At 65.1% G+C, this 25168-nt stretch carries 20 protein-coding genes and 1 pseudogene; 13 read left to right on the top strand and 8 right to left on the bottom strand.

Annotated features, from left to right (window positions below; translation table 11 throughout):
- Positions 1-54: 54 nt before the first annotated feature.
- The gene (locus FRAAU_RS13615) at positions 55-324 is read right to left on the bottom strand and encodes a hypothetical protein (RefSeq protein WP_014404096.1); all 270 of its coding nucleotides are present in this window, start codon (positions 322-324) and stop codon (positions 55-57) included.
- A 502-nt stretch (positions 325-826) separates the two neighbouring features.
- Here FRAAU_RS13615 and FRAAU_RS13610 point away from each other — a divergent pair.
- Complete coding sequence (locus FRAAU_RS13610) at positions 827-2656, top strand: monovalent cation:proton antiporter-2 (CPA2) family protein (RefSeq protein ID WP_014404095.1); 1830 nt, start codon at positions 827-829, stop codon at positions 2654-2656.
- 2 nt (positions 2657-2658) lie between these two features.
- The gene (locus tag FRAAU_RS13605) at positions 2659-3747 is read left to right on the top strand and encodes a glycosyltransferase family 9 protein (protein WP_014404094.1); all 1089 of its coding nucleotides are present in this window, start codon (positions 2659-2661) and stop codon (positions 3745-3747) included.
- 179 nt (positions 3748-3926) lie between these two features.
- Here the strand turns inward: FRAAU_RS13605 and yjjJ are convergent.
- The 4 genes and pseudogenes from yjjJ to putA all read right to left on the bottom strand — a co-directional run.
- Positions 3927-5199, bottom strand: a pseudogene (yjjJ, locus tag FRAAU_RS13600) (type II toxin-antitoxin system HipA family toxin YjjJ); the annotation flags it as partial.
- 151 nt (positions 5200-5350) lie between these two features.
- Positions 5351-8848, bottom strand: a complete 3498-nt coding sequence (locus tag FRAAU_RS13595) for an ankyrin repeat domain-containing protein (protein ID WP_014404093.1) — start codon at positions 8846-8848, stop codon at positions 5351-5353.
- A gap of 45 nt (positions 8849-8893) precedes the next feature.
- Positions 8894-9154, bottom strand: coding sequence for a YcgL domain-containing protein (locus tag FRAAU_RS13590; RefSeq protein WP_014404092.1), 261 nt, complete (start codon positions 9152-9154; stop codon positions 8894-8896).
- A gap of 124 nt (positions 9155-9278) precedes the next feature.
- Positions 9279-12437 carry a bifunctional proline dehydrogenase/L-glutamate gamma-semialdehyde dehydrogenase PutA gene (gene putA, locus FRAAU_RS13585; RefSeq protein ID WP_014404091.1) on the bottom strand — a complete coding sequence of 1053 codons (3159 nt, stop codon included), beginning with the start codon at positions 12435-12437 and terminating at the stop codon, positions 9279-9281.
- Positions 12438-12654: 217 nt separating this feature from the next.
- On the opposite strand from putA, the gene FRAAU_RS13580 reads away from it, so the two are divergent.
- From FRAAU_RS13580 to FRAAU_RS13565, 5 genes are all read left to right on the top strand, one after another.
- Entirely contained in the window at positions 12655-13140 is a 486-nt protein-coding gene (locus FRAAU_RS13580; RefSeq protein ID WP_014404090.1) for a DUF2244 domain-containing protein, read from the top strand.
- A gap of 21 nt (positions 13141-13161) precedes the next feature.
- Complete coding sequence (gene coxB, locus FRAAU_RS13575; protein WP_014404089.1) at positions 13162-14082, top strand: cytochrome c oxidase subunit II; 921 nt, start codon at positions 13162-13164, stop codon at positions 14080-14082.
- Between the two features lie 88 nt (positions 14083-14170).
- Positions 14171-15790 carry a cytochrome c oxidase subunit I gene (gene ctaD, locus FRAAU_RS13570; RefSeq protein WP_014404088.1) on the top strand — a complete coding sequence of 540 codons (1620 nt, stop codon included), beginning with the start codon at positions 14171-14173 and terminating at the stop codon, positions 15788-15790.
- Between the two features lie 8 nt (positions 15791-15798).
- Complete coding sequence (locus FRAAU_RS17300; protein ID WP_014404087.1) at positions 15799-15972, top strand: hypothetical protein; 174 nt, start codon at positions 15799-15801, stop codon at positions 15970-15972.
- Between the two features lie 103 nt (positions 15973-16075).
- Positions 16076-16969 carry a cytochrome c oxidase subunit 3 gene (locus tag FRAAU_RS13565; protein WP_014404086.1) on the top strand — a complete coding sequence of 298 codons (894 nt, stop codon included), beginning with the start codon at positions 16076-16078 and terminating at the stop codon, positions 16967-16969.
- Positions 16970-17058: 89 nt separating this feature from the next.
- Here FRAAU_RS13565 and FRAAU_RS13560 read toward each other — a convergent pair whose 3' ends face one another.
- Positions 17059-17280, bottom strand: coding sequence for a twin transmembrane helix small protein (locus FRAAU_RS13560; protein WP_041271169.1), 222 nt, complete (start codon positions 17278-17280; stop codon positions 17059-17061).
- Between the two features lie 59 nt (positions 17281-17339).
- Here FRAAU_RS13560 and FRAAU_RS13555 point away from each other — a divergent pair, with 59 nt between their 5' ends.
- The 6 genes from FRAAU_RS13555 (at position 17340) to FRAAU_RS13530 (ending at position 22985) form a co-directional block, all read left to right on the top strand.
- Positions 17340-18080, top strand: a complete 741-nt coding sequence (locus FRAAU_RS13555; protein ID WP_014404084.1) for an SURF1 family protein — start codon at positions 17340-17342, stop codon at positions 18078-18080.
- Positions 18077-18646 carry a hypothetical protein gene (locus tag FRAAU_RS13550; protein WP_014404083.1) on the top strand — a complete coding sequence of 190 codons (570 nt, stop codon included), beginning with the start codon at positions 18077-18079 and terminating at the stop codon, positions 18644-18646. The genes FRAAU_RS13555 and FRAAU_RS13550 overlap by 4 nt, the downstream gene beginning before the upstream one ends.
- Positions 18646-19815, top strand: coding sequence for a COX15/CtaA family protein (locus FRAAU_RS13545; protein WP_014404082.1), 1170 nt, complete (start codon positions 18646-18648; stop codon positions 19813-19815). Before FRAAU_RS13550 ends, FRAAU_RS13545 begins: the two co-directional genes overlap by 1 nt.
- On the top strand, positions 19812-20717 hold the full coding sequence (gene cyoE / locus FRAAU_RS13540) for a heme o synthase (RefSeq protein WP_014404081.1): 906 nt from the start codon (positions 19812-19814) through the stop codon (positions 20715-20717). The genes FRAAU_RS13545 and cyoE overlap by 4 nt, the downstream gene beginning before the upstream one ends.
- 273 nt (positions 20718-20990) lie before the next feature.
- Complete coding sequence (locus FRAAU_RS13535; RefSeq protein ID WP_014404080.1) at positions 20991-21224, top strand: hypothetical protein; 234 nt, start codon at positions 20991-20993, stop codon at positions 21222-21224.
- 81 nt (positions 21225-21305) lie between these two features.
- Positions 21306-22985, top strand: coding sequence for a Na+/H+ antiporter (locus FRAAU_RS13530; protein ID WP_014404079.1), 1680 nt, complete (start codon positions 21306-21308; stop codon positions 22983-22985).
- Positions 22986-23143: 158 nt separating this feature from the next.
- Here FRAAU_RS13530 and dnaG read toward each other — a convergent pair whose 3' ends face one another.
- Both dnaG and FRAAU_RS17010 read right to left on the bottom strand, forming a co-directional pair.
- Positions 23144-24871 (bottom strand): DNA primase, encoded by a 1728-nt coding sequence (dnaG, locus tag FRAAU_RS13525; RefSeq protein WP_014404078.1) that lies wholly within the window; start codon positions 24869-24871, stop codon positions 23144-23146.
- 90 nt (positions 24872-24961) lie between these two features.
- A complete protein-coding gene (locus tag FRAAU_RS17010; RefSeq protein ID WP_014404077.1) occupies positions 24962-25135 on the bottom strand; it encodes a DUF1328 domain-containing protein in 174 nt (57 codons plus the stop codon).
- Positions 25136-25168: the final 33 nt, after the last annotated feature.

Below are 25168 nucleotides of genomic sequence, written 5' to 3'. Positions count from 1 at the left end.
CGCTGCCCTTGTATGTCGAGACAGCGGCACAGGAAGTGCAGCAGCCTGCACGGTTCAGTGGCTGACGGGGCGCCCCTGCCGGATGACCACGAATTCGCCGTCGATGATCTTGGGAGCCGGCGCGGCGGCGGAACGTGTTGCATCGGGCTGGCGACGATTCCAGTACCGCCACAGCACGAACAGGGCTCCGCCGGCCAGCAGCACGGCAATGGCGACCATGCCGAAGACCAGCATCACGGCCGCGGCGGCCATACCCAGCAGGCCCGAAGCGATACGGGTCAGGGGATGGCGGGCGCGGCGCAGGGGAGGCAGGTTGTAGCGCATGATGTTAAAAATCCGTAATGTAAAATCAATGACTTACCGCCGCAACAATGCACTTTGGCGGACGGATTGGCAAGTGCCTCACCTGCAGACAGCGGTTTTCAGGAGGCTCGCACGGGGATGCGCCGGGCCGCCCGCCGCCATGATTTCCCGCGGTCGGCGATGCGTCAGGGGTTCGTTGCCTTGCCGACGACATCGGCGGTTTCCTGCGGTTGATTGCTCAAAGACGCCCAAGGTCATGGAATTGGGTAATACTTTCCCGACGTGAAGCCTCTTGAGGTGTGTCCGGTGCGGCTGTCGGACCTGTCCGGCGGGCCTGCCTGGCATGTGCCAAGCCCCGCTGTCTGCAAGCGGGGACGCGTAGCCCGGGCAACGAGGGGGCCGAAGCGAGTGGCATGTTGCCTCCGGAGAGTCCGGTGGACGACATACGGCACCGCTGGCGGGGGCCGCTTCACGCCGGCCTTCGCGTTACATTCAACCATGCATCCCAAGGAGCGTTGCCATAGTGGGAAATCACGAGACTCTGCAAACCGCGCTGATTTTTCTGGTCGCCATCGTGATCGCGGTGCCGTTGTCGGCGCGCCTGAAACTGGGCTCGGTTCTGGGGTATCTGCTGGCCGGCGTCGTCATCGGTCCGGCTGGCTGCGGCTGGATCACCGATACCGAAGGCGTTTCCACGATATCGGAGTTCGGTGTGGTGCTGATGCTGTTCGTGATCGGCCTTGAATTGTCACCGCGCCGTCTGTGGGTGATGCGTCGCTATGTATTCGGCACCGGTCTGCTGCAGGTGCTGACCAGCAGCGTGGTGCTGGGGGCATGCGGTTACGTGTTCGCCGGCCTGTCGGCGGCCGCGTCGGCGATTATCGGTGGCAGCCTTGCCCTGTCTTCGACGGCCTTTGGCCTGCAGATCCTGGCCGAGCGCAAGGAGGCCGGGTCGGCCTACGGTCGTCAGGCATTCGCGATTCTGCTGTTCCAGGATCTGGCGGCGATTCCGCTGATTGCCGCCGTTCCGCTGCTGGCTGACAACACCGCTCTGCATGCCCAGCATCCGGCCTCGGTGATGAAGACCGTGGCGGTGATCCTTGCCGTCGTGGTCGGCGGCCGCTATCTGCTGCGGCCGGTATTCCGTTTCGTGGCCCGCTCCCGGCAGGTCGAGGTATCCACGGCCACGGCGCTGGTGGTGGTGATGGGAACGGCCTGGCTGATGGAAGTGGGTGGGGTTTCGACCACCCTGGGTGCCTTCCTTGCCGGCATGCTTCTGGCCGATTCGGAGTACCGGCACGAACTGGAATCCAATATCGAACCCTTCAAGGGGCTGTTGCTGGGGCTGTTTTTCATCAGTGTGGGCATGACCATGAATCTGCCCCTGCTGCTGCATTCGCCCCTGCTGATACTGGGGCTGGTGCTGGCCCTGCTGGCGGTCAAAGGTGCCTTGCTGTGGCCGCTGGGGCGCTGGATCAGCGGTTTGAGCCGCACCGATGCCCTGCGTCTGTCGGCCCTGCTGGCCTGCGGTGGCGAGTTCGCCTTCGTGGTTCTGCGCCAGGCGACCGAGCAAGGTCTGGTCGAAACCGCGATTTCCGATGCCCTGACGCTGGCGATCACCGTTTCGATGGCGCTGACGCCGCTGCTGGTGCTGGGTGTGGCGATGGTGCTGAACCGGGCGGCGCGTGACGGCGGCTCCCATCGCGAATTCGATGCCATCGATACCGGCCCGCCCAAGGTCATCATCGCCGGCTTCGGCCGGATGGGGCAGATCGTGGGGCGCGTATTGCGCGCCCAGCGGATTCCTTTCGTGGCGCTGGAAAGTTCGGTAGACCAGGTTGAATCCTCGCGCCGCTTCGGCTCGGTGGACCTGTACTTCGGTGATCCCAGCCGGGTCGAGCTGTTGCGCGCGGCCCAGGCCGACAAGGCCGAGGTGTTCGTGCTGACGGCGGACGATCCCGAGGTCAATCTGCGCATCGCCGAACTGGTGCGCCGCGAGTTTCCGAATCTCAAGATCGTCGCGCGGGCCCGCAACCGGCAACATGCTTTTCGGCTGCTGGATCTGGGCATTGCCCAGCCGGTGCGCGAGACCTTTTATTCAAGTTTGAAAATGACCCGGCAGACCCTTGAGTTGCTGGGCCTCAGCCCGGCTTATGCGGCGGATCGGGTCGAGCGATTCCGACGGCATGACGATCAGCTGCTGCAGACCCAGGCCCAATTGCTTGATGACGAAGGCAAGCTGGTGCAGTCGGCGCAGGAAGCGCTGGTCGATCTGCAGGATCTGTTCGAGGCCGATGCCGAGCCGAGGGCGGAGCATGAGCGTGAAAAGATGGCCGTGCAAGGAGAGTCCTGATCATGCCGAACCGGACCGCTGCGGCCGGCCCCCTGGTGATACGGTTCGGGCGCCTGGGCGATACCGTGCTGCTGCAGCCGTTGCTGCATGCGCTGCATCTGCGCTTTGGCCGGCCCTGCGATTTGCTGGCGGTCGGTGCTTGGCCTGAACCGCTGTACCGGGGCCAGCCGGACCTGGGGCGGGTCTACAGTCTGAAGGCCAGTCATCGCGGACTGCTGCTGTCACCGGAGCGTTGGCGGATGCTGTTGGCCTTGCGCGGCATGCGGGCGAGGCCGATCTATGTGGCCGAGCCGCAGCCGCGTTCACTGGCCAAGATCCGGCGCATGCTGCGACTGGCGGGTATTCCGCCGGAACATGTCAGCTGGATCGAAGATATGCCTGAACCACCCCTGCACGAGGCCGACAAGCTGCTGGCCTTTGCAGGCGTGACACCGCCGGCCTTTGCCGGTCGGGCCGGTCCGGTGCCCGGGATCTCGGCCGCGCCAGGTCTTCAGATCGCCGCCGTCGATCAGGCTGAAGCGCGGCAATGGCTGCGGGGCCTGGGACTGGATCCGTCGCGGCTGGTGCTGATCCAGGCGGCCAACAAGCGCACCATGCGCTGGAACGGTGTGCGGGCGGCCTGCGATGACGAGAAATCCTGGCCGGTCGAACGCTGGGCGGCGTTGGCGCGGGGGATTTGCGCGACCCGCGATGACTTGACCGTGATGTTGTGTGGTGCCGATGCCGAAGCCGCTTATGTGCAGTCCATCGTGGATGCCGCGGCGGAGCCTCGGATCCGTTCCGCCGCGGGCGAGTTGCCCTTGCGCCGTCTGCTGGCGGTGCAGTCCATGGCCCGCAGCATGGTCTCGGTGGACACCGGGCCGGCCCATCTGGCGGCGGCCGTCGGCTGTCCGCTGCTGGTGCTGTTCGGCAGTCTGGCGCCAGCCCAGTGGTGTCCCCGCAGCGCCAGCGGCAGTCCGGTGATCGCGCTTGGCGGCGCAGGCGTCGTGCAGCGGGTCGATGAGCTGACGGTGGAGCAGGTGCTGGCGGCTTGGCGGGGATTGTCCTTACATGCGCCGATGATGCCCAAGGCGGTCAGCACGGTGGTCTGAGCCGGTCGCCGGCACGGTCGAGGGACGGCCGTGGGGCCGTCAGCGCCGACGGGGCTCGATCCCCCGCGGCACGGGGATCATGCCAGTCGCGAGGCTGTCCGGCGCAGGGTTTCAAGCGTGTCCGCGGCGAGTCTGCGGATCGGGCTGCTCAGTCGCGGCTCATCGATGGCCTGACGTCAGAAGTCCTCCGCCATCAAGGCGGCCTGTCGCCATTGCGGGAACTGCTTGGCCGATGGCGGTGGAATATCGATGCTTCTGTCCAGAATTTCGCCGTTGGACGCGGGGCGCAGCGCCATCGGCAGCATGTCGTATACCGGGGCCAGCCGCAGCGGGAGGCGATCGGCAAGGATCAGGGCCGCCTTGCCCAGGTGCATATCGGTATTGCCGATCATGTGGCCAAACCAGCTGATGATCTCCAGCCGGCGGGCATCTTCAAGGTCCAGCCCCGTCATGTTTCAGCCTGGCCGCCAGAGGCCGCCACGTGCTGAGTTCCGCATCGCCATAGAACGCCGAGAAGATGGACATCAGGGATACGAAACCCTGCCGGCCCAGCACGGGGGTCCGATCGAAGCGGCTGGACTCGAGGAAGATCCGTCCGTCGTGCTCCAGAATGTCGGTGATCGCCGCGGGCATGCCGTGGGCAAGCAATACCCTGCTTGCCAGATGCTCAAGGCGCAGAAGGTCGGACCAGCGTCGTCCGATCGGCTGATCCGCACGGTCGGTGAATTTGACGATGACCGGCCGGTAGCCGACCGGTGTCGACACGACGGCAGTGAACTTGGGCTGCTCGCCGGCGGCGGCGGAGCCCACATCTTCGCCGCGCAGTGCCGCCTCGGCGAGTGCGAGGTAGGCCTGAGGACGTGCCTCTTCGGCAATGCACTCAGGGTATTCGATGTCTTTCAAGGCCCGGGCCAGTGCCCGGTCTCCGATGATCAGGTCGCCCAGCGGATCGTGGCCCGCCGCCAGCATGGCGACAAGGCTGTGGCTGGGCGACTACAGATTCAGCTGGGACGGCAGGCGCAGGGTTTCCGAAAGACGGTGCGCCAGATGCCGGCCGAGAAATCCCTGTGGACGCTGATCGTCGATGAACCAGGGCAGGGACTCGAACAGGCCCGAGTCCAGCGGCGGATGCAGCAAGACCGGATTGGCCTGTCCGAGGCTGACGAAGAAATGCTCGTTGTGCAGCGCCAGAAGCTCGCCCAGAGGCAGTACTCTGGCTTCGGCACTGATCCGGTAGAGCGGCCAGGCCTTTTCTCCCCGTACTTCGCCGGTTGCTGCATAGACGGTGGCCCGGGCTTTGCCGAATCGCAGGACGGCGTCATCGGCCGCAGCGACCAGGCGGGACAGCGTGGGGCGGCTCGTCTCCAGCCGGGCGGTCAGGTCAGCGGCTCGGCTGGGTCCATGGACTCGCAGCGCATAAAGCAGGCGCTCCACTGACGTGGGGAGGGGCATGGTCCACTCGGTAGAAACAATATGTGAAACGATACTGGCATTCAAATTATTGTTTAACCAATTGATTTGAATGATTTGATTATATTTTTCCCGGCTCCGTGAGGGATGGTCCATGAAACGATTTGTGGATGATGTCCGCGCCCGCCCGAGGTCAGGGACCGGGCGGCTGCGCCGGCTGGCGCAGGGTCTGGCGGACGCTGGGAATCACGCTGGCCGGCATGCTGCGTACGCTCAGCTCATGGGCGATATCCACGTAGCCCAGGCGATCGGCCACGTCGGCGGCGGTGCGGCCCAGGCGGTCGGTCAGCTGCCGGTCGGCGCCACGGTTCAGCAAGATCCGGGCCGGCGCCAGCAGGGCGTGGATGGCGCAGGCATGCAGGGCGGTGACGCCGCGTTGGTCGGCATGGGAGATATCGGCACCCGCATCCAGCAGGATAGGCAGCAGGGCTCCGAGGTGGGTATCGTCGCAGCGGGTGCCGGGCGGGCGATGCGCGCCCAGCAGCAGCAGCAACGGGGTCATGCCTTCCTTGTCGGCCAGATCGACGGCCGCGCCTCGGCGCAGCAATTGTTCCAGCAGCCGGTGGGCACGCAGGCTGTCGCCGGTATCGAAACTGAACTGTGCGGCGAAATGCAGGGGGCTGCGGCCAAGGGCATCGGTGGCCGCCAGCTCGGCGCCGGCCTGCAGCAGCAGCTCGCTCAGTTCAGGGTAGCCCAGCGCAGCGCTCAGCATCAGTGCGGTCGTTGCATCGGGCAGGTGCTGATCGACCTCGGCACCGGCTTCCAGCAGGCGGCGCAGCGTATTTTCGCGACGCCCGCGAATGGTGGTAGCCAGTGCGGTCATGCCGTTGTCGGCGGTCAGGCGGCTGTCGGCACCCGCGGCCAGCAGGGTATTGACCACCTGCACATGACCGGCACCACAGGCATGCATCAAGGCGGTGGCGCCGGCGGCATCACGGCTGTCCACTGCAAAGCCCAGGTCCAGCAGGTGTTGCACCGCCACGGCGGCACCACGTGCGGCCGCGTCGGCCAGATCGCCGGCACGCAGCGGACGACCGGGCAGCGGCCAGCCGCTCCAGTTCAGCCAAGGCTCGATGTCGGCAGCTTCCAGTGCCAATCCCAGCGGGGTTTCGCCATTGCCGTCGATACGTTCGGGATCAGCGCCATGCCGGATCAGCTGGCGCACCATCGGCAAGGCCTGCGGTCCGTGCTGGACAGCCGCAAACAAGGGGGTCTGGCCGTGCGGAGTGCGGCCGTTGGGATCGCAGCCATGGTCGAGCAGGGCCTCCAGCAAGTGCTGGTGACCGTGGATGGCCGCCAATTGCAGGGGGCTGTGACCGTGTTCGTCGGGGCCGAACAGATCGGCGCCAGCCTCGATCCAGCGCAACAGGCTCCGGTCAGCGGCCGGATCGGGACCGATCCGATGCAGTGCCTGAGCCAGCAGGCCGCGACCGGCCGGGCTGGCACCGGCATCGAGAAGGTCGTCAATGGCCTCGCCGGCTTCGGGCAGCTGCTGCAGCAAGGCGTCGAAGAGACGCCGGCCCATGGGCACCACTGCGCCGTCGCCGGTAGCGGTGATGACCGGGTCCAGCCGGGCTTCGGCGGGCAGACCATGAGCCAGCAGCCAGCGTCTGGCCTGGCGATGACCGGGCCTGGCCAGCTCCAGATACAGACCGGCGGCCTCAGCGGGGCGGGGCGGCGGCATGTTCTGCAGCAGGGCGGCCAGATCGGCCCAGCGATGCTGACGCAGCGCCTCCTGGAACTGCTCGAAATCCGGACGCGGCACCTCGCCGATGGTGCGGGCCAGACTCGCTGGCAGCGAGGCCTGCGGGTCGATCTGGGCGACAAGGTCCCAGCGCCCGTTGGCGGCGGCATGGTCCAGGGCGGTCAGGCCGTCCTGGCCGGTCGCGCGGGGATCGGCACCCAGCACCAGCAGCAGCCGGATGATTTCACTGGTGGCTCGTGTCGACTGGCAGGCCAGCATCAAGGCATCGCGACCATGATGATCGCGCGCACGGGCATCGGCCTGGGCCTCCACCAGTCGTTGCACGATGCCGAGAGCACCGCTGCGGGCGGCCTCCATCAAGGCGGTGGTGCCATGCTGATCAGCCATCTGGATCTTGATGCCGGCCTTCAGCAGGATCCCGGCGATCTTTTCATGACCCTCGCTGGCGGCTTCCAGCAGGGCACTGCGGCGGCGGCGGTCCACGGCGTTGATGCCGGCGCGATGCTTGAGCAGCAACTGGATACCGTCCGGATCATCTTCGGTGATGCCGGCGGCAGCGACCAGAGCCGGTACACCATCGGCGGGGGCCAGTTTGGCGTGGCGTTCCAGCAGAAAACCGGCCTGGGCCCAATTGGCGGCACGGCAGGCCACGACCAAGGCGCTTTCCCCGTCACGATTGAGCTGGTCGATCTGGGCGCCCGCATCCAGCAGCATGGCCAGCACGCCGGGTTCGGCGGCGCGCGCCGCTCCGTGCAAGGGCGTATTGCCGTCCTGATCGCAGGCCTGGGCGTCGGCGCCATTGCTGAGCAGGGTCAGCACGGCTTCCGCCCGACCATGCCAGCTGTCGCGGGTGGCGGCCAGCAACGGGGTCAGACTGCCGCTGCGCTGGTCCACATCCGCGCCGGCGGCGATCAGGGCTCGCAGCAGTCGGGTGTCCGTAAGCAGAGCCGCCAGCATCAGGGCCGGTCGCTGATCGCGGTCGCCGGCGGTCGGGCGGGCGTTGGGATCGGCTCCGTCTTCGATCAATTGCAGAGCGGTTTCCACATCAGCGAGACGCACGGCGGCCAGCAGGGCAGCGGCCTGCTCGGGCGTGGAGGTCTTGCGTACGGCGACCTCGCCGGCCGGCGGCGGGGCAGGACGGGGCGTCGCAGGTTCCGATGCAGGCCTCGGGCGGGTCATGGCGGTTTCGACGCCGCTGTCGCGAGTGCGTTCGCCGGGGCCTGGCGAGGACTTTCCGGGCTCGCGCAGCAACAGACGCAAAGTCCGGTTGGCAATCAGCAGGCAGCCCAACGGCAGCAGGATCACGGCATAGGCTGCCAGTGCCAGCAGATGGGCCGAGGCGGGCAACAGGCCGCGCAACCCAGACAGCGCAATCATGGCCAGAATCAGGAGCAAGGCGGCCAGAGCGCCAGGCAGCCCGATCAGCCAGCCGCGGGTCTGGCCTGACACATGCCAGCCGAACAGCGCGCTGCGGCGTATCGCGGTGAGGCTGGACGAGCCTCGTGTCCGGGCCGGATAGGCGTCGTCCCAGAGATAGATCAGACCCAGTATCGGCCAGGTCCGCAGCATGGCCAGCAGTGCCAGCAGCAGCCCGCCGGCCAGCAACGGCCAGGCCAGACGGTCATGGCCCTGACTCAGCAGCAGCAAGGGCCAGGCGATCAAGGCGAATATCAGCACGGTGGCGACCGTCAGCACACCCAGACAGGCCAGACCACGGCGTTGCATGCTGCGAGCCAGGCTGGGTTCCGGATCAAAGCCGATCGCATGGCAGACGGCCGCCATCGTCAAGGCCCCGCCCAGCAGCAGGGGAATCAGCCGGAGAGGATGGTCCACCGCCGCAGCGACCGCCATGGCGGCGAGCCCGGGCAGAAAGCCACTGCAGGTCTGCAGGAAGGATGGACGGCGTCGAGGCTTGGGCTGGGACATGGGTTCGGTCGCTGGGGCGGAGACAATGGGACGTGCGGCGCGCGATCAGGCGCCGGGAGGTGGTTCGGATACCGTCTGCGGCGGCGGCAACTGCAGATGCCAGCCCTGGTTCTGCAGGTTCTGCAGCACGTTGGCGGCATCTTCGCGCGGCAATGTCCGGCCGGCATCCAGATCCAGTTCCAGCACCGGTCTCAATTCACCCAGCAGTGCGGTGAGGGTATCAGGCAGACCCTCGGCCCGTTCGGGCGTATCCAGCCAGATATAGGTTTCAGGTTTGCGCTTACTGGCGTAGACAAAGCAATGCAAAGAAGGACTCCCATCAAAACGACATGGCCCGCGGCGCGAATGCGCCGCGGGCCATGCAAGCCTAGCAGTCCCTGCCGGTCACGTCGCCCATTGGCGGCGAGCCGATTCAGGCCGGCGGGCGGTCTCAGTCGCCGGCCGTCAGCAGCGAGGCATTGCCGCCGGCCGCCGTGGTGTTGACGGTGACCGTCCGTTCGCCGGAGAAACGCAGCAGATAATGCGGCCCGCCCGCCTTGGGGCCGGTGCCCGAGAGGCCTTCGCCACCGAAGGGCTGGACTCCGACCACGGCGCCGATCTGGTTGCGATTGACATACAGATTGCCGACCCGTGCATGGGCCTGGATATAGTCGATGGTGTCGTTGATGCGGCTGTGCACGCCCAGGGTCAGACCGTAGCCGGTGGCATTGATCTGCTCCACTACACCGGCCAGATCCTCGCCCTTCCAGCGCAGCACATGCAGGACCGGGCCGAAGACTTCGCGCTCCAGTTGCGCCAGCGAGCGGATCTCGTAGGCGCGGGGCGCGAAGAAACTGCCTTGGCCGGCGAGGGACGGGTCCATCGGCGTGATGGCGATCAGACGGGCTTCCCGGTCCATCCTGGCGGCATGGGCTTCCAGCAGAGCCAGAGCCGAGGCATCGATGACCGGGCCCACGTCGGTGGACAGCAGGCCGGGATCGCCCAGTTTCAGCTCGGCCATGGCGCCGGCCAGCATATCCATCACCTTGTCGGCGATGTCCTCCTGCACCAGCAGGATGCGCGCCGCGGAGCAGCGCTGGCCGGCCGACTGGAAAGCCGAAGCGACCACGTCCTTGACGATCTGCTCGGGCAGGGCCGAGGAGTCGGCGATCATCGCGTTCTGGCCGCCGGTCTCCGCGACCAGGGCGGCAATGGAGGAGGTCCGGGCCGCCAGACTGCGATTGATGGCCCAGGCGGTATCGGTGGAGCCGGTGAAGGCGACGCCGGCGACGCGGGGATCGCGGGTCAGGGCCGCGCCCACGGTGGCACCGTCACCCGGCAGGTACTGCAGGATCTCGGCCGGAATGCCGGCTGCCAGCAGCAGCTTGACCGCGACATGGCCGATCAGCGAGGTCTGTTCGGCCGGCTTGGCGATCACCGCATTGCCCGCGGCCAGGGCCGCCGCGATCTGGCCGACAAAGATGGCCAGCGGGAAATTCCATGGGCTGATGCAGACAAACACGCCCCGGCCATGAAGGTACAGCTGATTGGTTTCGCCGGTGGGGCCGGGCAGGGTTTCGGGCTGGGCGTAAAGGCGGCGCGCCATGGTCGCGTAATAGCGCAGGAAGTCGACCGCCTCCCGGATCTCGGCAATCGCGTCGGGCACTGTCTTGCCGGCCTCGCGCACGCACAAGGCGATGAATTCGCCATGGCGGGCCTCCAACTGGTCGGCGGCATATTCCAGAATCGCGGCTCGGCTGGCGACCGGGAGCCGGTCCCATGCCGGCTGCGCGGCGACGGCATTGCTCAGTGCCTGCTCCACCGTGGCGGCATCGGCAGCCTGATAGCTGCCTACGGTCTGGCCATGCCGGGCGGGATTGTCGACGGTGACCTGCGGCCCCTGGCTGACTGGCGCATTCGGGACCAGCGGAGCGGCCTGCCAGGGGCCGGAATGTGCAGCCACGGCATCGGCCAGGGCTTTCAGCTCGAGATCATTCGCAAAATTGGTGCCCATTGAATTCTTCCGTAAAGTGCCATACAGGTTGAGCGGCAGCGGGATTCCCGCATGGGGGGCCACGCCGCGCTGGCGGGTGGTTTCACAGGGATCGGCGACCAGTTCGCGGATCGGCAGCCGGGCGTCGCTGATGCGATTGACGAAGCTGGTGTTGGCACCGTTTTCCAGCAAACGGCGAACCAGGTAGGGCAGCAGATCCTCGTGACTTCCGACCGGCGCGTAGACCCGGCAGGGAATGTTCAGCTTGTCCGCGCCGACCACTTCCGCATACAGCTCGCCGCCCATGCCGTAGAGGCGCTGGTATTCGTAGTTGCGTCCTTCGGCAATCTGGTGGATGGCGGCGATGGTATGCGCGTTGTGGGTGGCGAACTGCGGGAAGATGCAGTCGCTGCCGGCGGCGAACAGGCGACGGGCGCAGGCCAGATAGGCGATGTCGGTATGCGCCTTGCGGGTATAGACCGGATAGCCGGCCAGACCGGTTTCCTGGGCTCGCTTGATCTCGGCATCCCAGTAGGCCCCCTTGACCAGGCGCACGCACCAGCGGCGATTGTGGCGGCGTGCCTGCTCGACCAGCCAGTCGATGACGTAAGGGGTGCGCTTGGAATAGGCCTGGATGACGATGCCCAGTCCGTTCCAGCCTTCCAGCGAAGGATCGGCAAAGACCTGGCCGATGATGTCCAGCGACAGCTCCAGGCGGTCGGCCTCTTCGGCATCGACCGACAAGGCAATGCCCTGGGCCATGGCCAGCTGCGACAGCTCCAGCAGCCTGGCGCCGAGCTGGGCACAGGCCCGCTCGCGCTGGCCGATGTCGTAACGCGGGTGCAGGGCCGACAGCTTGACCGAGATCGAGGGGGCTTCGATATGGCTGGGGAAGGGGCCGCGGGCGCCGACGGCAGCGATTGCGTCGCGATAGTCCTGCTGATAGCGCTCGGCGGTGGCGGCGGTCAGCGCCGATTCGCCCAGCATGTCGAAGGAATGGCGGAAGGCGGCGTGTTCGGGTTTGGCGCAACGGTCCAGCGCCTCGCCGATGGTGCGACCCATCACGAACTGATGGCCCATGATCCGCATGGCCTGTCGTACGGCCAGCCGGATGGCCGGTTCGCCGGCTCGCCCGACCAGCCGTCGCAGCGCACTGCTGAAATCCTCGCGGGTATCTTCGGCAAGATGGACCAGCTTGCCGGTCAGCATCAGCCCCCAGGTCGAGGCATTCACGAACAGCGATTTGCTTTGTCCCAGGTGCCGCTTCCAGTCGGCGTTGCCCAGCTTGTCACGGATCAGCTTGTCGGCGGTGACGTTGTCCGGAATCCGCAGCAGGGCCTCGGCGACGCACATCAGCAAGACCCCCTCTTCCGAGGATAGGTCATATTGACGCATGAAGGATTCGACGGCGGTCCGGTCATCGGCGCGAGCACGGACGCGCTGGACCAGACCGGAGGCGAGGCTGATCACCTGTTCGCGCTCGTCGTCGTTGAACTGGGCCTCGACCAGCAGTTCCTGGACGGCCTCCACCTCGTCTTTCAGCCACGCGGCGGAAATGCGCTGGCGGCTGGGATCAGAAGGTTTCGGTATTTCGGGAGACAAAATTGGGTCGGTCACGAATCGGACACCGCAGGCAGGTGAGAGGGGAACAGCCGCCGATTGTATGTGTTGATCTGCCGGCTTCACAGTGCGTTCCGGCAGGGGGGCAGGGCGGCGCCGGCACATACATCAAAAAAAAGAAAATAGGGGGGATGTGGACGGGGTGCGTCAATTTTGTTGCTCGCTGCAGCGCAGCGGCCTATCATTTCCTCCGTTGCAGACGGATGGGGTGACCATGATCGTGATCCGATCCCCTGCTGCAGGCCCGGAATCCGTGGTCCTGTGGCTGACGCCCAATCGCGCCCTGTCGAGGCGTGCAGTGGTGCGGGTGATCGGTGCCATGGTGCTGGCCAACCTGTTCGTTGCCGTGCTCGGTGCCTTCATGGGCAATGTTTTTGCTCCGCTGTATGCACTGCTGGAGTCTGTGGTCGTGGTCTGCATGCTGCGTCTGGCTTGGCGGGCAGGTGATCGCGGTGAACGGCTCAGTGTGGTGGAAGGTTCGCTGGAGGTGCTGTCGATGCCAGGTGACGGGCGCGTGAGCTTCCAGACGTACTGGGTGGCCGTGCTGATGCGTCACAGACGAAACCGGTGTGCGCTGGTATTGCGCTCGCACGGCAAGGAAGTGGAAATCGGAGCATTCCTGGCTGAGCCGGAACGCGCCGAGTTGTCACGAAAACTCAAGGTGTTGCTGGCGGACAGCAAACGCAGGCTGCACGAATAGGTTCATTACAAGGTGCAAGACATGATCTCTGGCGGCATGGTGCGTGGTGGTATCAAGTACGCGGTCCGGCTTGGTGTGATCGCAGGTGGACTGTTCGGCGGCGTGGCCATGGCCAATCCGCATGACTGGCAGCTCAATATGCCGCGAGGCGTGACAGAGTGGTCGCCCGAACCCTATTTCCTCAACAATGTCACGCTGGGCATCTGCTCGGTGATCGGCATTCTGGTGTTCGGCGCCATGGGCATCGCGATATTCCGCTTCCGCAAGTCGCGGGGGGCGGTCGCCGAGAAATGGGTCCACAACACCAAGCTGGAACTGGTCTGGACCACGATTCCCTTCATCATTCTGGCGGTGCTGGGCTATCTGGCCACCGGTGGTCTGGTCAGCTTCGCTGACACCTCGCATTCCGAACTGACGGTCAAGGTCACCGGCTATCAATGGCTGTGGCGCTACGACTATGTCGATTATCAGGGCCAGCCGATCAAGGACGTGGGCTTCATGTCCAAGCTCGACCACTTGAGTGACTTCACCCGCCAGCTGCATTCGGGCCTGGATCCCAAGGCCGTGCAGGAAAACGGTGAAAACACTTATCTGTTGAACGTCGATCACCCGCTGGTGGTGCCGGTCAATACCAAGATCCGTTTCGTGATCACGGCCGGTGACGTGATCCACTCCTGGTGGGTGCCGGATCTGGGCTGGAAGGTCGACGCCATCCCCGGCATCGCGAATGCGGCCTGGGCGACCATCAAGGTGCCGGGCACCTATCGCGGCCAGTGCGCCGAGCTGTGCGGTCAGGATCATGGCTTCATGCCGATCGTGGTCAAGGCGGTGTCCCGCGAGGAATTCGAGAAATGGCTGTCCAGCCAGCGCCAGCTGCCTTACCAGCCGGCGCCGCAGACCGCCCAGGTGACTTCCATGACGGCGCAGGCCAATCCGGGCTGAGCCTCAGGCTTGGTCCGCAAGGCTCCAGATATCCGTTTCCAGCTTTTCCAGCTTCAGCCGCTTTCTTTTTGAGCAGAGGTGCACGGCCATGGCCCACGCAGAGACTCTCCACCACGACGACGGGCATCATGGCGCGCCGCACGGGTTCTTCCACCGGTGGTTCTTTTCCACCAACCACAAGGACATCGGTACCCTGTACCTGGTGTTCGCCCTGATCATGTTTTTCGTCGGCGGCCTGTTCGCCGAAGTGATCCGTGCCGAGCTGTTCAAGCCCGGTCTGCAGCTGGTGCAGCCGCAGTTCTTCAATGAAATGACGACCCTGCACGCGCTGACCATGATCTTCGGTGCGATCATGCCGGCCTTCGTCGGCCTGGCCAACTGGATGGTGCCGATGATGATCGGCGCCCCGGACATGGCCCTGCCGCGCATGAACAACCTGTCGTTCTGGTTGCTGCCGGCGGCCTTCACCATGTTGCTGATGACGCTGTTCATGCCCACCGGCGGCCCGGCCGGCGGCTGGACTCTGTATGCGCCGCTGTCCTTGCAGGGCGGCCAGCTGGCTTTCGCGGTGTTCGCCGTCCATCTGGCCGGCATCAGCTCGATCATGGGCGCGATCAACATCATCGCCACCATTCTGAATATGCGCGCTCCCGGCATGGACCTGATGAAGATGCCGATCTTCGTCTGGACCTGGCTGATCACCGCCTTTCTGCTGATCGCGGTGATGCCGGTACTGGCCGGCGCGGTGACGATGCTGCTGACCGACAAATATTTCGGTACCAATTTCTTCAATGCCGCCGGCGGCGGTGATCCGGTCCTGTACCAGCACATCTTCTGGTTCTTCGGTCACCCCGAGGTCTACATCATGATCCTGCCGGCCTTCGGGATCATTTCGGAAGTCATCCCGACCTTTGCCCGCAAGCCTATCTTCGGCTACCGCGCGATGGTCTACGCTACCTCGGCGATTGCCCTGCTGTCGTTTATCGTGTGGGCCCACCACATGTTCACCGTCGGCATGCCGCTGGGCGGCGAGCTGTTCTTCATGTATGCCACCATGCTGATCGCGGTGCCGACCGGCGTGAAGGTGTTCAACTGGGTCAGCACCATGTGGGGCGGGTCGATGACCTTCGAAGCCCCGATGCTGTGGGCGATCTCCTTCGTGATCCTGTTCACCATCGGCGGCTTCTCCGGTCTGATGCTGGCCCTGGCTCCGGCCGACTTCCAGTATCAGGATTCCTATTTCGTGGTCGCCCATTTCCACTATGTGCTGGTCTGCGGCGCGATCTTCGCCATCATCACCGGCGTCTATTTCTGGCTGCCGAAGTGGACCGGCCATATGTACAGCCAGTTCTGGGCCAAGGTCCATTTCTGGATCAGCGTGGTGTCGGTCAACGTGCTGTTCTTCCCCCAGCACTTCCTGGGTCTGGCCGGCATGCCGCGCCGTATTCCGGATTACAACGTGGCTTTTGCCAGCTTCAATGAAATCAGCTCGATCGGTGCCTTTGTCTTCGGCCCGGCCCAGCTGATCTTCCTGGGCGTGATCATCCATTGCGTGTACTTCTCCAAGAAGCCGGCGACCTCGCGGGTATGGGAAGGCGCCAAGGGCCTGGAGTGGACGCTGTCCTCGCCGCCCCCGTTCCATTCCTTCACGGTGCCGCCGGTGATCGATGACAATGACCTGTCGCATGGCACTTCGGGACATCACTGAGGCCATGCATGTCAGCTTCTCCCCGACCCGGCTCCGGAGTGCAGCAGCTCATGGCTGAGGTGATGAGTCCCGAAGCCCTTGCCGCGCGGCAACGCCGCGCGCGCAGGACCGCCTGGGTGGTGGGGGCTGTCGTGCTGGTGATCTATCTGGGATCGATTTTCCAGGGCTGGTTCTACTCGTGAAGAGTCGGGCCGGCCAGGTACCGGGTGGCTGTCACCGACCCTTCGAGGCGCAGGCCGGGGCGGGCAACCAGCGTTTACTTACGATATCCATGGAATCCGTGTGATGAGTCAGTCGCAAGACATCTATTTCATCCCTTCCAAGCGCACCGAATGGCCGATCGTGGCCATGGTGGCCTTGTTTCTCACCGTCTTCGGTGCCGCCCACTGGATGGTCGCCGAGCCCGGTCAGGGCGGCATGGGCCGGGGCTTTTTCATCCTCGGCCTGATGACCATCGTCGCGATGTTCTTCGGCTGGTTCGGTGCCGTCATCCATGAATCGCTGGCCGGCGAATACAATCCGCAGGTGGACCGCTCATTCCGGATGGGGATGATGTGGTTCATTTTCTCCGAAGTGATGTTCTTCTGCGCCTTCTTCGGCGCCCTGTTCTATGTCCGCATGCTGTCTGTGCCGTGGCTGGGCGGTCATGGCGCCGGCGGGGTATTCACCCATGCCTTCCTCTGGGACCACTATACGGCCGGTTGGGGCGCCGAGGGCGGCAACGGCCCTGCCCATGTCGGCGGCATGTTCGGCACCATGTCGCCATGGCAGATCCCGCTGATCAATACCTTGCTGCTGCTGAGTTCGGGCGTCACGATCACGATCGCCCATCATGCCTTGAAGGCGGGTCATCGCTCGACCCTGCTGATCTTCCAGGCGCTGACGGTGATGTTCGGCGTGGTCTTTCTGGCGATGCAGGCCCATGAGTACATCGAGGCCTACACCCACTTCAATCTGACCATGCACTCGGGCGCCTATGGCGCGACCTTCTTCATGCTGACCGGTTTCCACGGCCTGCATGTGACGCTGGGCACGATCATGCTGGCGGTGATCTGGGTCCGTTGCTTCAAGGGCCACTTCACCAAGGACCATCATTTCGGCTTTGAAGCCGTGGCCTGGTATTGGCATTTCGTCGATGTGGTCTGGCTGGGACTGTTCGTCTTCGTCTACGTCTTCTGATCGAGCGTCCGTACCGCTGGCGCGAAGGCCTGCCGGGTGGCAGGCTTTCGCGCGTCACGGGAGGGCGAAAGCCATCCCCTGGATCAGGTCTACATGGCGGGGTCGATGCCGTGCGGATGCAGCCAGCCCATGTAGAAACCGATCGCGATCATGACGATCACCAGCAGCGACAGCGATATGCGACGGGTCAGGGCCCATACCGTGCGGTGCCCTTTGCCCTTGTCCGTCATCATGAAATAAAGGGCCTGACCGAGGCTGAAGATGATGATCAGCAACAGTATGGCCAGCACGATCTTATAGATGATTTCCACGTGATCCATCCGAGTTCAGTCAGCTTCCGCAGTATAGCGTCCACGACAGGACTCACTCGATGAAAACATGGCGCCGTCCATCCTGGTTCGCGCTGCTGCTGACCGCGGCCGGCATGCTTCTGTTTGTACGTCTGGGCTGCTGGCAGCTGCACCGTGCCGATGAAAAGCAGCAGCTGCTGGATCGCTATGCGCAGGCCGCGCAGGCACCCGTCCAGCCTTTTGCCGCTGCGGCTGCACGGCGGCCGGCCGCGGCTTTTCCCCGTTATGAAGTCCGCGGCCGCTATCTTGCCGACCGGATCTATCTGCTGGACAACCCCAGGCATGATGCTCGCGGCGGGGTGGAGGTCTATGTGCCGTTGCGCCGCGATGGCGATGATGCATTGCTGCTGGTCGACCAGGGCTTCCTGCCCGGCAACGGCAGTGACCAGCCGCCCCAGCTGCCGGCACTGGAGCGCGGGCCGGTGCAGCTGCATGGCCTGTATGTCCCGCCCCCCGGGGTGGGCTACCGGATGGGCGGCAATGCCTTGCGGCGGCAGACCCGCTGGCCGAAGACCACGGTCTATCTGGACCTGCCGCAGCTGGCGGCAGATCTGGGGACGTCCGTCTATCCCCGGGTGCTGGCGCTGGATGCGGACCGCGGCTCGATCTATCAGCGGCAGCATGTGCTGGATGTCGGTAGCATGCCTCCGGCCAGACATCGCGCTTATGCCTTTCAATGGTTCACCTTTGCCGTGGCGGCTTTGGTGATCTTTGTCTTGCGACACCGGAAACCACGTTCCAGGGATGTTTCACAGCCATGACCTTATCGACTTCCTCGCAGCGTGCCAGCCGGCTCAAGATGCTGCTGATCTTTTTCATTTTCCTGGCGCCGATCATCGCGGCGGCTTTTTTCAATTACATCGGTTACAGGCCGGGTACCAACGGTCACGGCAAGCCGATTGCGCCGCAACGCAATTTCGTGACGGAGGGCGTGCAGGTGCGACTGGAGGATGGCAGCCAGTATCCTTGGCGCGATGCCGCGGAACCGAAGATGACCCTGGTGGCGCTGGCCGGCCCGGGCTGCGCGGCCCGTTGCCTGCAGGAGCTGACCAAGATGGCGGCCGCCAAGGTCACCCTGAACCGGAACGTGGGACGGCTGCGGCTGCTGTATGTCGGCATCCCGCCGGTGGATGCGGATCACGACGGTATTCGCAATTATTGGCAACTGGGGCAGGTGCAGGGCACGGGGCTGGACAGCTTCCGGCCGGCCGGGGCTGACACGGTCAGTGCGGTGCTGGTCGAATCCAATGGCACGGCCCTGGCCTGGTATCCGGCCGGCTTCGACCCGACCGGCTTGCGTATTGATTTGCAGAAGGTGATCCACTGATGTCTCGCAGGCAGAAAATACTCGCCACTCTGGCCATTCTGGCCGCGTTGTTCGCCTTCGGGGTGGTGATGTTCGGCGCATTCGTGCGACTGTCCAATGCCGGGCTGTCCTGCCCGGACTGGCCGACGTGTTACGGCCAGGTCACCTGGCCGGGGCACGCCCACGAGATTGCCCGCGCCGACGCACAGTTTCCTGATCGGCCCTATGAATCGGGCAAGGCCTGGCGCGAGCAGGTACATCGTTTTCTGGCCGGCAGCCTGGGCGTGATGGTGCTGGCGATCGCCCTGATCGCCGGCTGGGCCAGTCGCTGGCGGCGTTGGGCAGTGATGCTGGCGGCGATCCTCGCGGTGGGCGGCGTCAGCTGCTATATGCACGGGCGTTTCGAGCCATCGGCCTTGTTGTCGGTAGGGGCCATCGGTCTGCCGCTGCTGGCAGGGCTGAGCCTGCCGGCCGCTGCGGCACAGCGACTGGCCATCGTGGTGCTGGGGGTGGTGATCTTCCAGGCCATGCTGGGGATGTGGACGGTGACCTTGCTGCTGCGCCCGGTAGTGGTGATGGGGCACTTGCTGGGCGGGATCACCACCTTCGCCTTGCTTGCCTATGTGGCCTTGCGGATGGCCGGCGTGGGTGGGCAGCGCTCGGTCGAACTGCAGGCCCAGCGGCACTGGGTCGCTGTTGGCATCGTGCTGGTGGCCTTGCAGATCGCGCTTGGCGGATGGACGTCGTCCAATTACGCCGCGCTGGCCTGCGGTACCGATTTCCCGACCTGCCTGGGGCAATGGGCGCCGCCGACCGATTTCGGTGCGGGCTTTACCTTGTCTCGCGGCATCGGCGTGAATTACGAGGGAGGGGTGCTGGACATGGCCGCCCGCAGCGCGATCCAGATCGTGCACCGGATCGGGGCGCTGGTGGTGTTCTGCTATCTGGGCTGGCTGTCGCATCGGCTGGCCCGGCGCGGTCTGCGTCGCCACGCGGTAGCCGTCGCGCTGATTCTGCTGCTGCAGGTCGCGCTGGGTGTCAGCAATGTCCATTTCGGTCTGCCCCTGCCGGTGGCGACCGCCCACAATGGCGGCGCGGCCTTGCTGCTGTTCAGTCTCATCGCCACACTGGCCGCCTTGCAGCGTCCGCTGAACTGGGCCCGTGACGGTCACGCCCTGGTGCAGCCATGATGGGCAAGTGGCGCCAGTACAAGGAGCTGACCAAGCCGCGAGTCGTCGCTTTGCTGGTGTTTTGTGCCGTGATCGGGATGTTTCTGGCGGTACCCGGTCTGCCGCCGTTGCGGGCGCTGGTCTTCGGCAGTCTCGGCATCTGGCTGGCCTCGGCCTCGGCGGCGGCGTTCAACCATCTGATCGACCAGCGGATCGACCGGATCATGCAGCGCACGGCTCGTCGTCCGCTGGCCACCGGGCAGCTGCAGCCGCGTCAGGTCTGGATTTTCGCCCTGATTCTGGGGCTGGCCTCGATGCTGGTGCTGTGCCTGTGGGTCAACCGGCTGACCGCCTTGTTGACGCTGTGCTCGCTGATCGGCTATGCCGTGATCTATACAGCCTATCTGAAGCGCGCCACGCCGCAGAACATCGTGATCGGCGGCCTGGCCGGCGCCGCACCGCCGGTGCTGGGCTGGACGGCGGTGACCGGCAGCCTGCACCCGTTCGCCCTGCAGTTGTGCCTGATCATCTTCGTGTGGACGCCGCCGCACTTCTGGGCCTTGGCCATCTATCGCCGTGACGACTATGCCCGTGCCGGGATTCCCATGCTGCCCGTGACGCATGGCCTGGCCTATACCCGCTGGCTGGTGCTGATCTATACCTTGCTGCTGGTCTTCGTGACCATGCTGCCGGTGCTGACCGGCATGAGCGGGCTGGTCTACTTCGCCGGTGCGTTGATTCTGGGGCTGGGCTTCCTGTATTACGCGGTACGCCTGCTCAATCCGCCGGACGAAGTGTTCGCGATGCGGATGTTCAAGTATTCGATCATCTATCTGATGGCCTTGTTCGCCTTCCTGCTGATCGATCACTGGACCTTGCCCGGCAGTCACGCGGCCCTGCTGTTCCGTCCGGATGCAACTTGACGGCAAGGGGGGATCGCGCAAGAATATTCAACTGCTTCCGTTACTTGGCCGATGCCGGCCAGTACGGACAGAACCTTTCCCTCAAGTCTTTCCAAAAGGCCTATGGACGTTGTTCCCAGTTGCAGCGCTGTGTTCCGCCCGCTTCGGAATGCAGCGTCGCGTCACAATCAGACGACTTTCGGCGATGACCGCCGATCGGTGATGCACCGCCGCTGAGCGGTTGCGCCGATCTTCGGGTGGTCGCCGTGAGGCGAAACCATCAGGAGAAAGGCCATGAAGCTTTCCTTTCGTTTGACATCCTGGCTGGACTGGCGCCGGCTCCGGCCGGCGCGTCGCGCGACATCGCTGCGACCGGCTACCTTGCCACGTCCGCGCACGCTGTCGGCCAGCGCGGGCCCCGTCGATCTGCGCGGCCCGGCCAGCACCTTGCGCAAGGGCCGGATCGCCGACTGGTATCCTGCCTCCGGTTCGGTGATCAGTCCCGATCCGGGGCGACTGACTCGTTGAGTCGGGATTCCCGGCCGCCTCTCGACAGCGATGAAGCGGCTTGTTAAGTTCATTCGCAGATATTTTCGGCAGCAGGCCCGCATGCAGATAGTTCTCGTCTCACTGACACTCCTTCTGGTCGTTGCGCTGTCGGGTGTCGTGTTGCGACTGCTGCCGGTCAAGCTGCCCTTGCCGCTGGTGCAGATCGCCCTCGGGGCGATGCTCGCCATGCCGCCGCTCAGCCTGCATGTCAGGTTCGACCATGAAGTGTTTTTCCTGCTGTTTATTCCGCCGTTGCTGTTTGCTGACGGCTGGCGTATTCCCAAGCGTGAATTCTTCCTGCTGCGGACACCGATCCTGACTCTGGCGTTGGGTCTGGTGTTCGGCACGGTCGCCGGGCTGGGCTACTTCGTGCACTGGATGATCCCGACGGTGCCGCTGGCGGTGGCCTTCGCCCTGGCTTCGGTGCTGTCGCCGACCGATGCGGTGGCGGTATCGTCCATCACCGGCGGGGCCTCGTTGCCTTCACGGCTGCTGCATCTGCTGGAAGGCGAGGCCCTGATGAACGATGCCTCGGGTCTGGTCTCGCTGCAGTTCTCGGTGGCGGCGGCACTGACCGGAGCGTTTTCGCTGCGGGATGCCTCGATCAAATTCGTGCTGGTCGCGGTCGGGGGTCTGGCGGTGGGTTTTGCCACCACCTGGCTGTTCAGCCGCGTGCGACGCCGACTGGTGCGATGGAGTGGCGACATCGACCCGCCCAGCCAGGTGGCACTGCTGTTGCTGCTGCCCTTTGCGGCCTATCTGCTGGCCGAAGATCTGTTGCATGTCTCGGGCATTCTGGCCGCCGTGGCGGCGGGCATGACGATCAAATACACCGATATTCTCAAAGGCGGTCAGGCGGCGCTGCGGATCCAGAACAATACGGTCTGGAACATGCTGCAATTCGTGTTCAACGGCATCATCTTCCTGCTGCTGGGCCTGCAGCTGCCCGAAATCGTGGGGCAGGCGCCGGAGGTGCTGAACGAGGCCGGTGGCGGCTCGCTGTGGATGCTGCTGGGCTATGTGCTGGCGATCTCGGTGCTGCTGGTGCTGATGCGTTTCGTCTGGATCTGGTGCTCGCTGCGGGTGGCTCGTCTGATTGCCCGCTTGCGAGGCCGCAAGACCGAGCCGGCCTCGACCCGGATGATCTGGGTGACGGCGCTGGCGGGTGTGCGAGGGGCCATCTCGCTGGCCGGCGTGTTGTCGCTGCCGGTGGTGATGATGGACGGCAGCCCGTTCCCGACGCGTGGCCTGATGATCTTCCTGGCCACCGGGGTGATTCTGTGCACCTTGCTGATCGGCAGCATCGGTCTTCCGAAATTGCTGAAGAATATCGAGCTGCCCGAGGACCCGCATGCGCGCGAAGAGCATTTCGGACGCAGCCGTGCCTCGGCGGCGGCGATCAAGGCGGTGGAACGCTGGCTGGCCGAACGTCCGCAGTCGCAGGGCGAGCTCTACGATGCCGTGGCCTCGCGGGTCGGCTCGCGGGTGGTCAGCGACTATCAGCAGCGTATCGCGGCGATGGCCGAGGAAGATGACGATGCCTCGGATGTCGGCGAGGCCCGGCTCGAGGTCGCCCTGGAGCGCGAATTGCGGATGACGGCGCTGCGGGCCGAGCGTGAGGAGGTCGCCCGCCTGAATCGCGCCCATATGATCAATGACACCACGCTGCGGATGCTGGCGCGCGAAATCGATACCGATGAAGCGGCGGTGGACTCCTTGCAGGCCAAGGGCGGGCACTGACCGACGGCGCCCCGGACGGCGTCACGGGGAGGCTGCCGGCCATGGTGCGGTCCGCCGCTGCCCGTTCGGTGTGACGGGGACGGGCCGGTGGAGCCTTGCAAGCGTGATGATGGCGGCTGAAGGCTTGCGCTGAAGCCTGGCCGCCGATTTCTCGATGCTCAGGCGTCGGCGAAGCCCCGCAGGTGCTCGCGCAGAGGCAGCAGCTGGCGCAGCTCCTCTTTTTCGGCGTCGTTCAGCTGCCCCAGCCGCGCCTGCAGCGCGTGTCGGCGCTGGATATGAGCTTGGTGCTGCAGGCGGCCGATGGCATCGCGCAGTTCCTGCTTCTGGGTCTCGGGATCGCCGACCAGGGTGGCCGTCATCAACTTCTGCAGAGCGGCATATTCCGGCCGCTCGGCAAAATGTTCGATCAGCAAGGCCGCGTGGGCGCCGGGGCGTCGCTGGATCAGTTCGATCAGTTCCAGCAGAAGGCTGATGCCGCGCAGTTCCAGCTGGGCAAACGGATAAGGCGGCTGCCATTCGCGGGCCACTTCAGGCTGTGCCAGCAGCAGGGCGATCACGCTGCGGACCAGGGTACGCTGACCTTCCACCCGGGCCGGCCGGGGCGGTGCGGGAGCGACTCCAAGCTGGGCCCGGGCGCCACTGCGTCGTTCCAGTTCCTCGGCCATCAGGTCGCGGAAGGCGCCATCCGGCAGGCGGGCGATCAGTGGCCTTGCCCGCTCGGCCAGGCGGGCGCGCCCTTCCAGGCGGGTGGTGTCGACATCACGGGACAGCTCATTGAACAAATAGTCGGACAGCGGCATGGCCTGGCTGATCCGTTGCTGGAAGCCGGCCTGTCCCTCCTGACGGATCAGGCTGTCGGGATCCTCGCCATCGGGCAGGAACAGGAAGCCGGCCTGCCGGCCATCGCGCATGCGGGGCAGGGTGGCTTCCAGGGCCTTCCAGGCCGCCGCGCGGCCGGCGCGGTCACCATCGAAGCAGAACACGACATCGGCGGTGGCACGAAACAGCTGCTCGGTGTGTTCAGGGGTAGTGGCTGTCCCCAGGGTGGCCACCGCGATGGGCAGGCCAGCCTGGTGCATGGCGATGGCATCCATATAGCCTTCGACCACCACGATACGCTCCAGCTTGGGATTGGCCTGTTTGACCTGCCACAGGGCGAACAGCTCGCGCCCCTTGTGAAACAGGGGCGTCTCCGGCGAGTTGAGGTATTTCGGCCCCTGCTCGCTGCCGGTCAGGCGGCCGCCGAAGGCGATCACCCGGCCACGGCGATCCATGATCGGAAACATCAGGCGCTGCCGGAAGCGGTCGTACCGACGGCCGTGGTCCCCGCTGGCCAGCATGCCGGTCTCGCTCAGCAGCTCCAGCTTGCGTGCCTGCTGCCGGCCGACGGCCTGGCTGAGGCCGTCATAGCCGGCGGGCGCCCAGCCGATACGGAAGCGGCTGATGATGTCAGGATCCAGTCCGCGCTGCCGGCAATAGGCCTGAGCTTCGCTGTCCTGCGCCAGTTGCTGCTGGTACCAGCTGGCGGCCTCATCCAGCAGGCTGTAGCTGTCGCTGCGGTCCTCGCGCGGGGCCTGCTGGCCGCCTTCGCGCGGTACGGTCAGGCCCACGGTCTTGGCCAGTTCCTCGACCGCATCCGGAAATTCCAGGCGTTCGTATTCCATCAGGAACTTCAGGGCGCTGCCATGCGCGCCGCAGCCAAAGCAGTGGTAGAACTGCTTGCTGGGGCTGACATAGAAGGACGGGCTGCGTTCGTTGTGGAACGGACAGCAGGCGGTCCATTCGCGACCGGCTTTTTTCAGCGGCACACGGTGCTGTATCACGTCGACGATATCGACGCGGGTCAGCAGTTCATCAATGAAACGCTCGGGAATCAGGCCACGCATAGCTCGCCTAGTTTAATGGCTGCGGCGCGGCCGGGGGTATCGTCGCGGATACCGATCCTGCCGCCGGCAGGGGCCGGCGGCAGGCCTGACTCAGGTCGCCAGATGGAACAGGCCGACTGCAGCCAGCAGGAAGAACAGGAACACGATCACGAAGATGGCAAACAGCACCTTGGCGATCGTCGCGGCGGCGCCGGAGACGCCGCCGAAGCCCAGCCAGCCGGAAACCAGCGAAATGACCGCGAAAATAATGGCCCACTTCAACATGCCGTCAACTCCATGTTATTGGTCTGAGCTTCT

The organism is Frateuria aurantia DSM 6220 (assembly GCF_000242255.2).
Lineage (GTDB): Bacteria > Pseudomonadota > Gammaproteobacteria > Xanthomonadales > Rhodanobacteraceae > Frateuria > Frateuria aurantia.
Note: the sequence above shows the minus strand (reverse complement) of the source record. Positions and strands in the feature narration are given on the sequence as shown.

Coding starts and splice junctions, on each gene's coding strand:
- FRAAU_RS13615 (WP_014404096.1), bottom strand. CDS start 324: ATGCGCTACAACCTGCCTCCCCTGCGCCGCGCCCGCCATCCCCTGACC.
- FRAAU_RS13605 (WP_014404094.1), top strand. CDS start 2,659: ATGCCGAACCGGACCGCTGCGGCCGGCCCCCTGGTGATACGGTTCGGG.
- FRAAU_RS13595 (WP_014404093.1), bottom strand. CDS start 8,848: ATGTCCCAGCCCAAGCCTCGACGCCGTCCATCCTTCCTGCAGACCTGC.
- FRAAU_RS13580 (WP_014404090.1), top strand. CDS start 12,655: ATGATCGTGATCCGATCCCCTGCTGCAGGCCCGGAATCCGTGGTCCTG.
- coxB (WP_014404089.1), top strand. CDS start 13,162: ATGATCTCTGGCGGCATGGTGCGTGGTGGTATCAAGTACGCGGTCCGG.
- ctaD (WP_014404088.1), top strand. CDS start 14,171: ATGGCCCACGCAGAGACTCTCCACCACGACGACGGGCATCATGGCGCG.
- FRAAU_RS17300 (WP_014404087.1), top strand. CDS start 15,799: ATGTCAGCTTCTCCCCGACCCGGCTCCGGAGTGCAGCAGCTCATGGCT.
- FRAAU_RS13565 (WP_014404086.1), top strand. CDS start 16,076: ATGAGTCAGTCGCAAGACATCTATTTCATCCCTTCCAAGCGCACCGAA.
- FRAAU_RS13555 (WP_014404084.1), top strand. CDS start 17,340: ATGAAAACATGGCGCCGTCCATCCTGGTTCGCGCTGCTGCTGACCGCG.
- FRAAU_RS13550 (WP_014404083.1), top strand. CDS start 18,077: ATGACCTTATCGACTTCCTCGCAGCGTGCCAGCCGGCTCAAGATGCTG.
- FRAAU_RS13545 (WP_014404082.1), top strand. CDS start 18,646: ATGTCTCGCAGGCAGAAAATACTCGCCACTCTGGCCATTCTGGCCGCG.
- cyoE (WP_014404081.1), top strand. CDS start 19,812: ATGATGGGCAAGTGGCGCCAGTACAAGGAGCTGACCAAGCCGCGAGTC.
- FRAAU_RS13535 (WP_014404080.1), top strand. CDS start 20,991: ATGAAGCTTTCCTTTCGTTTGACATCCTGGCTGGACTGGCGCCGGCTC.
- FRAAU_RS13530 (WP_014404079.1), top strand. CDS start 21,306: ATGCAGATAGTTCTCGTCTCACTGACACTCCTTCTGGTCGTTGCGCTG.
- dnaG (WP_014404078.1), bottom strand. CDS start 24,871: ATGCGTGGCCTGATTCCCGAGCGTTTCATTGATGAACTGCTGACCCGC.
- FRAAU_RS17010 (WP_014404077.1), bottom strand. CDS start 25,135: ATGTTGAAGTGGGCCATTATTTTCGCGGTCATTTCGCTGGTTTCCGGC.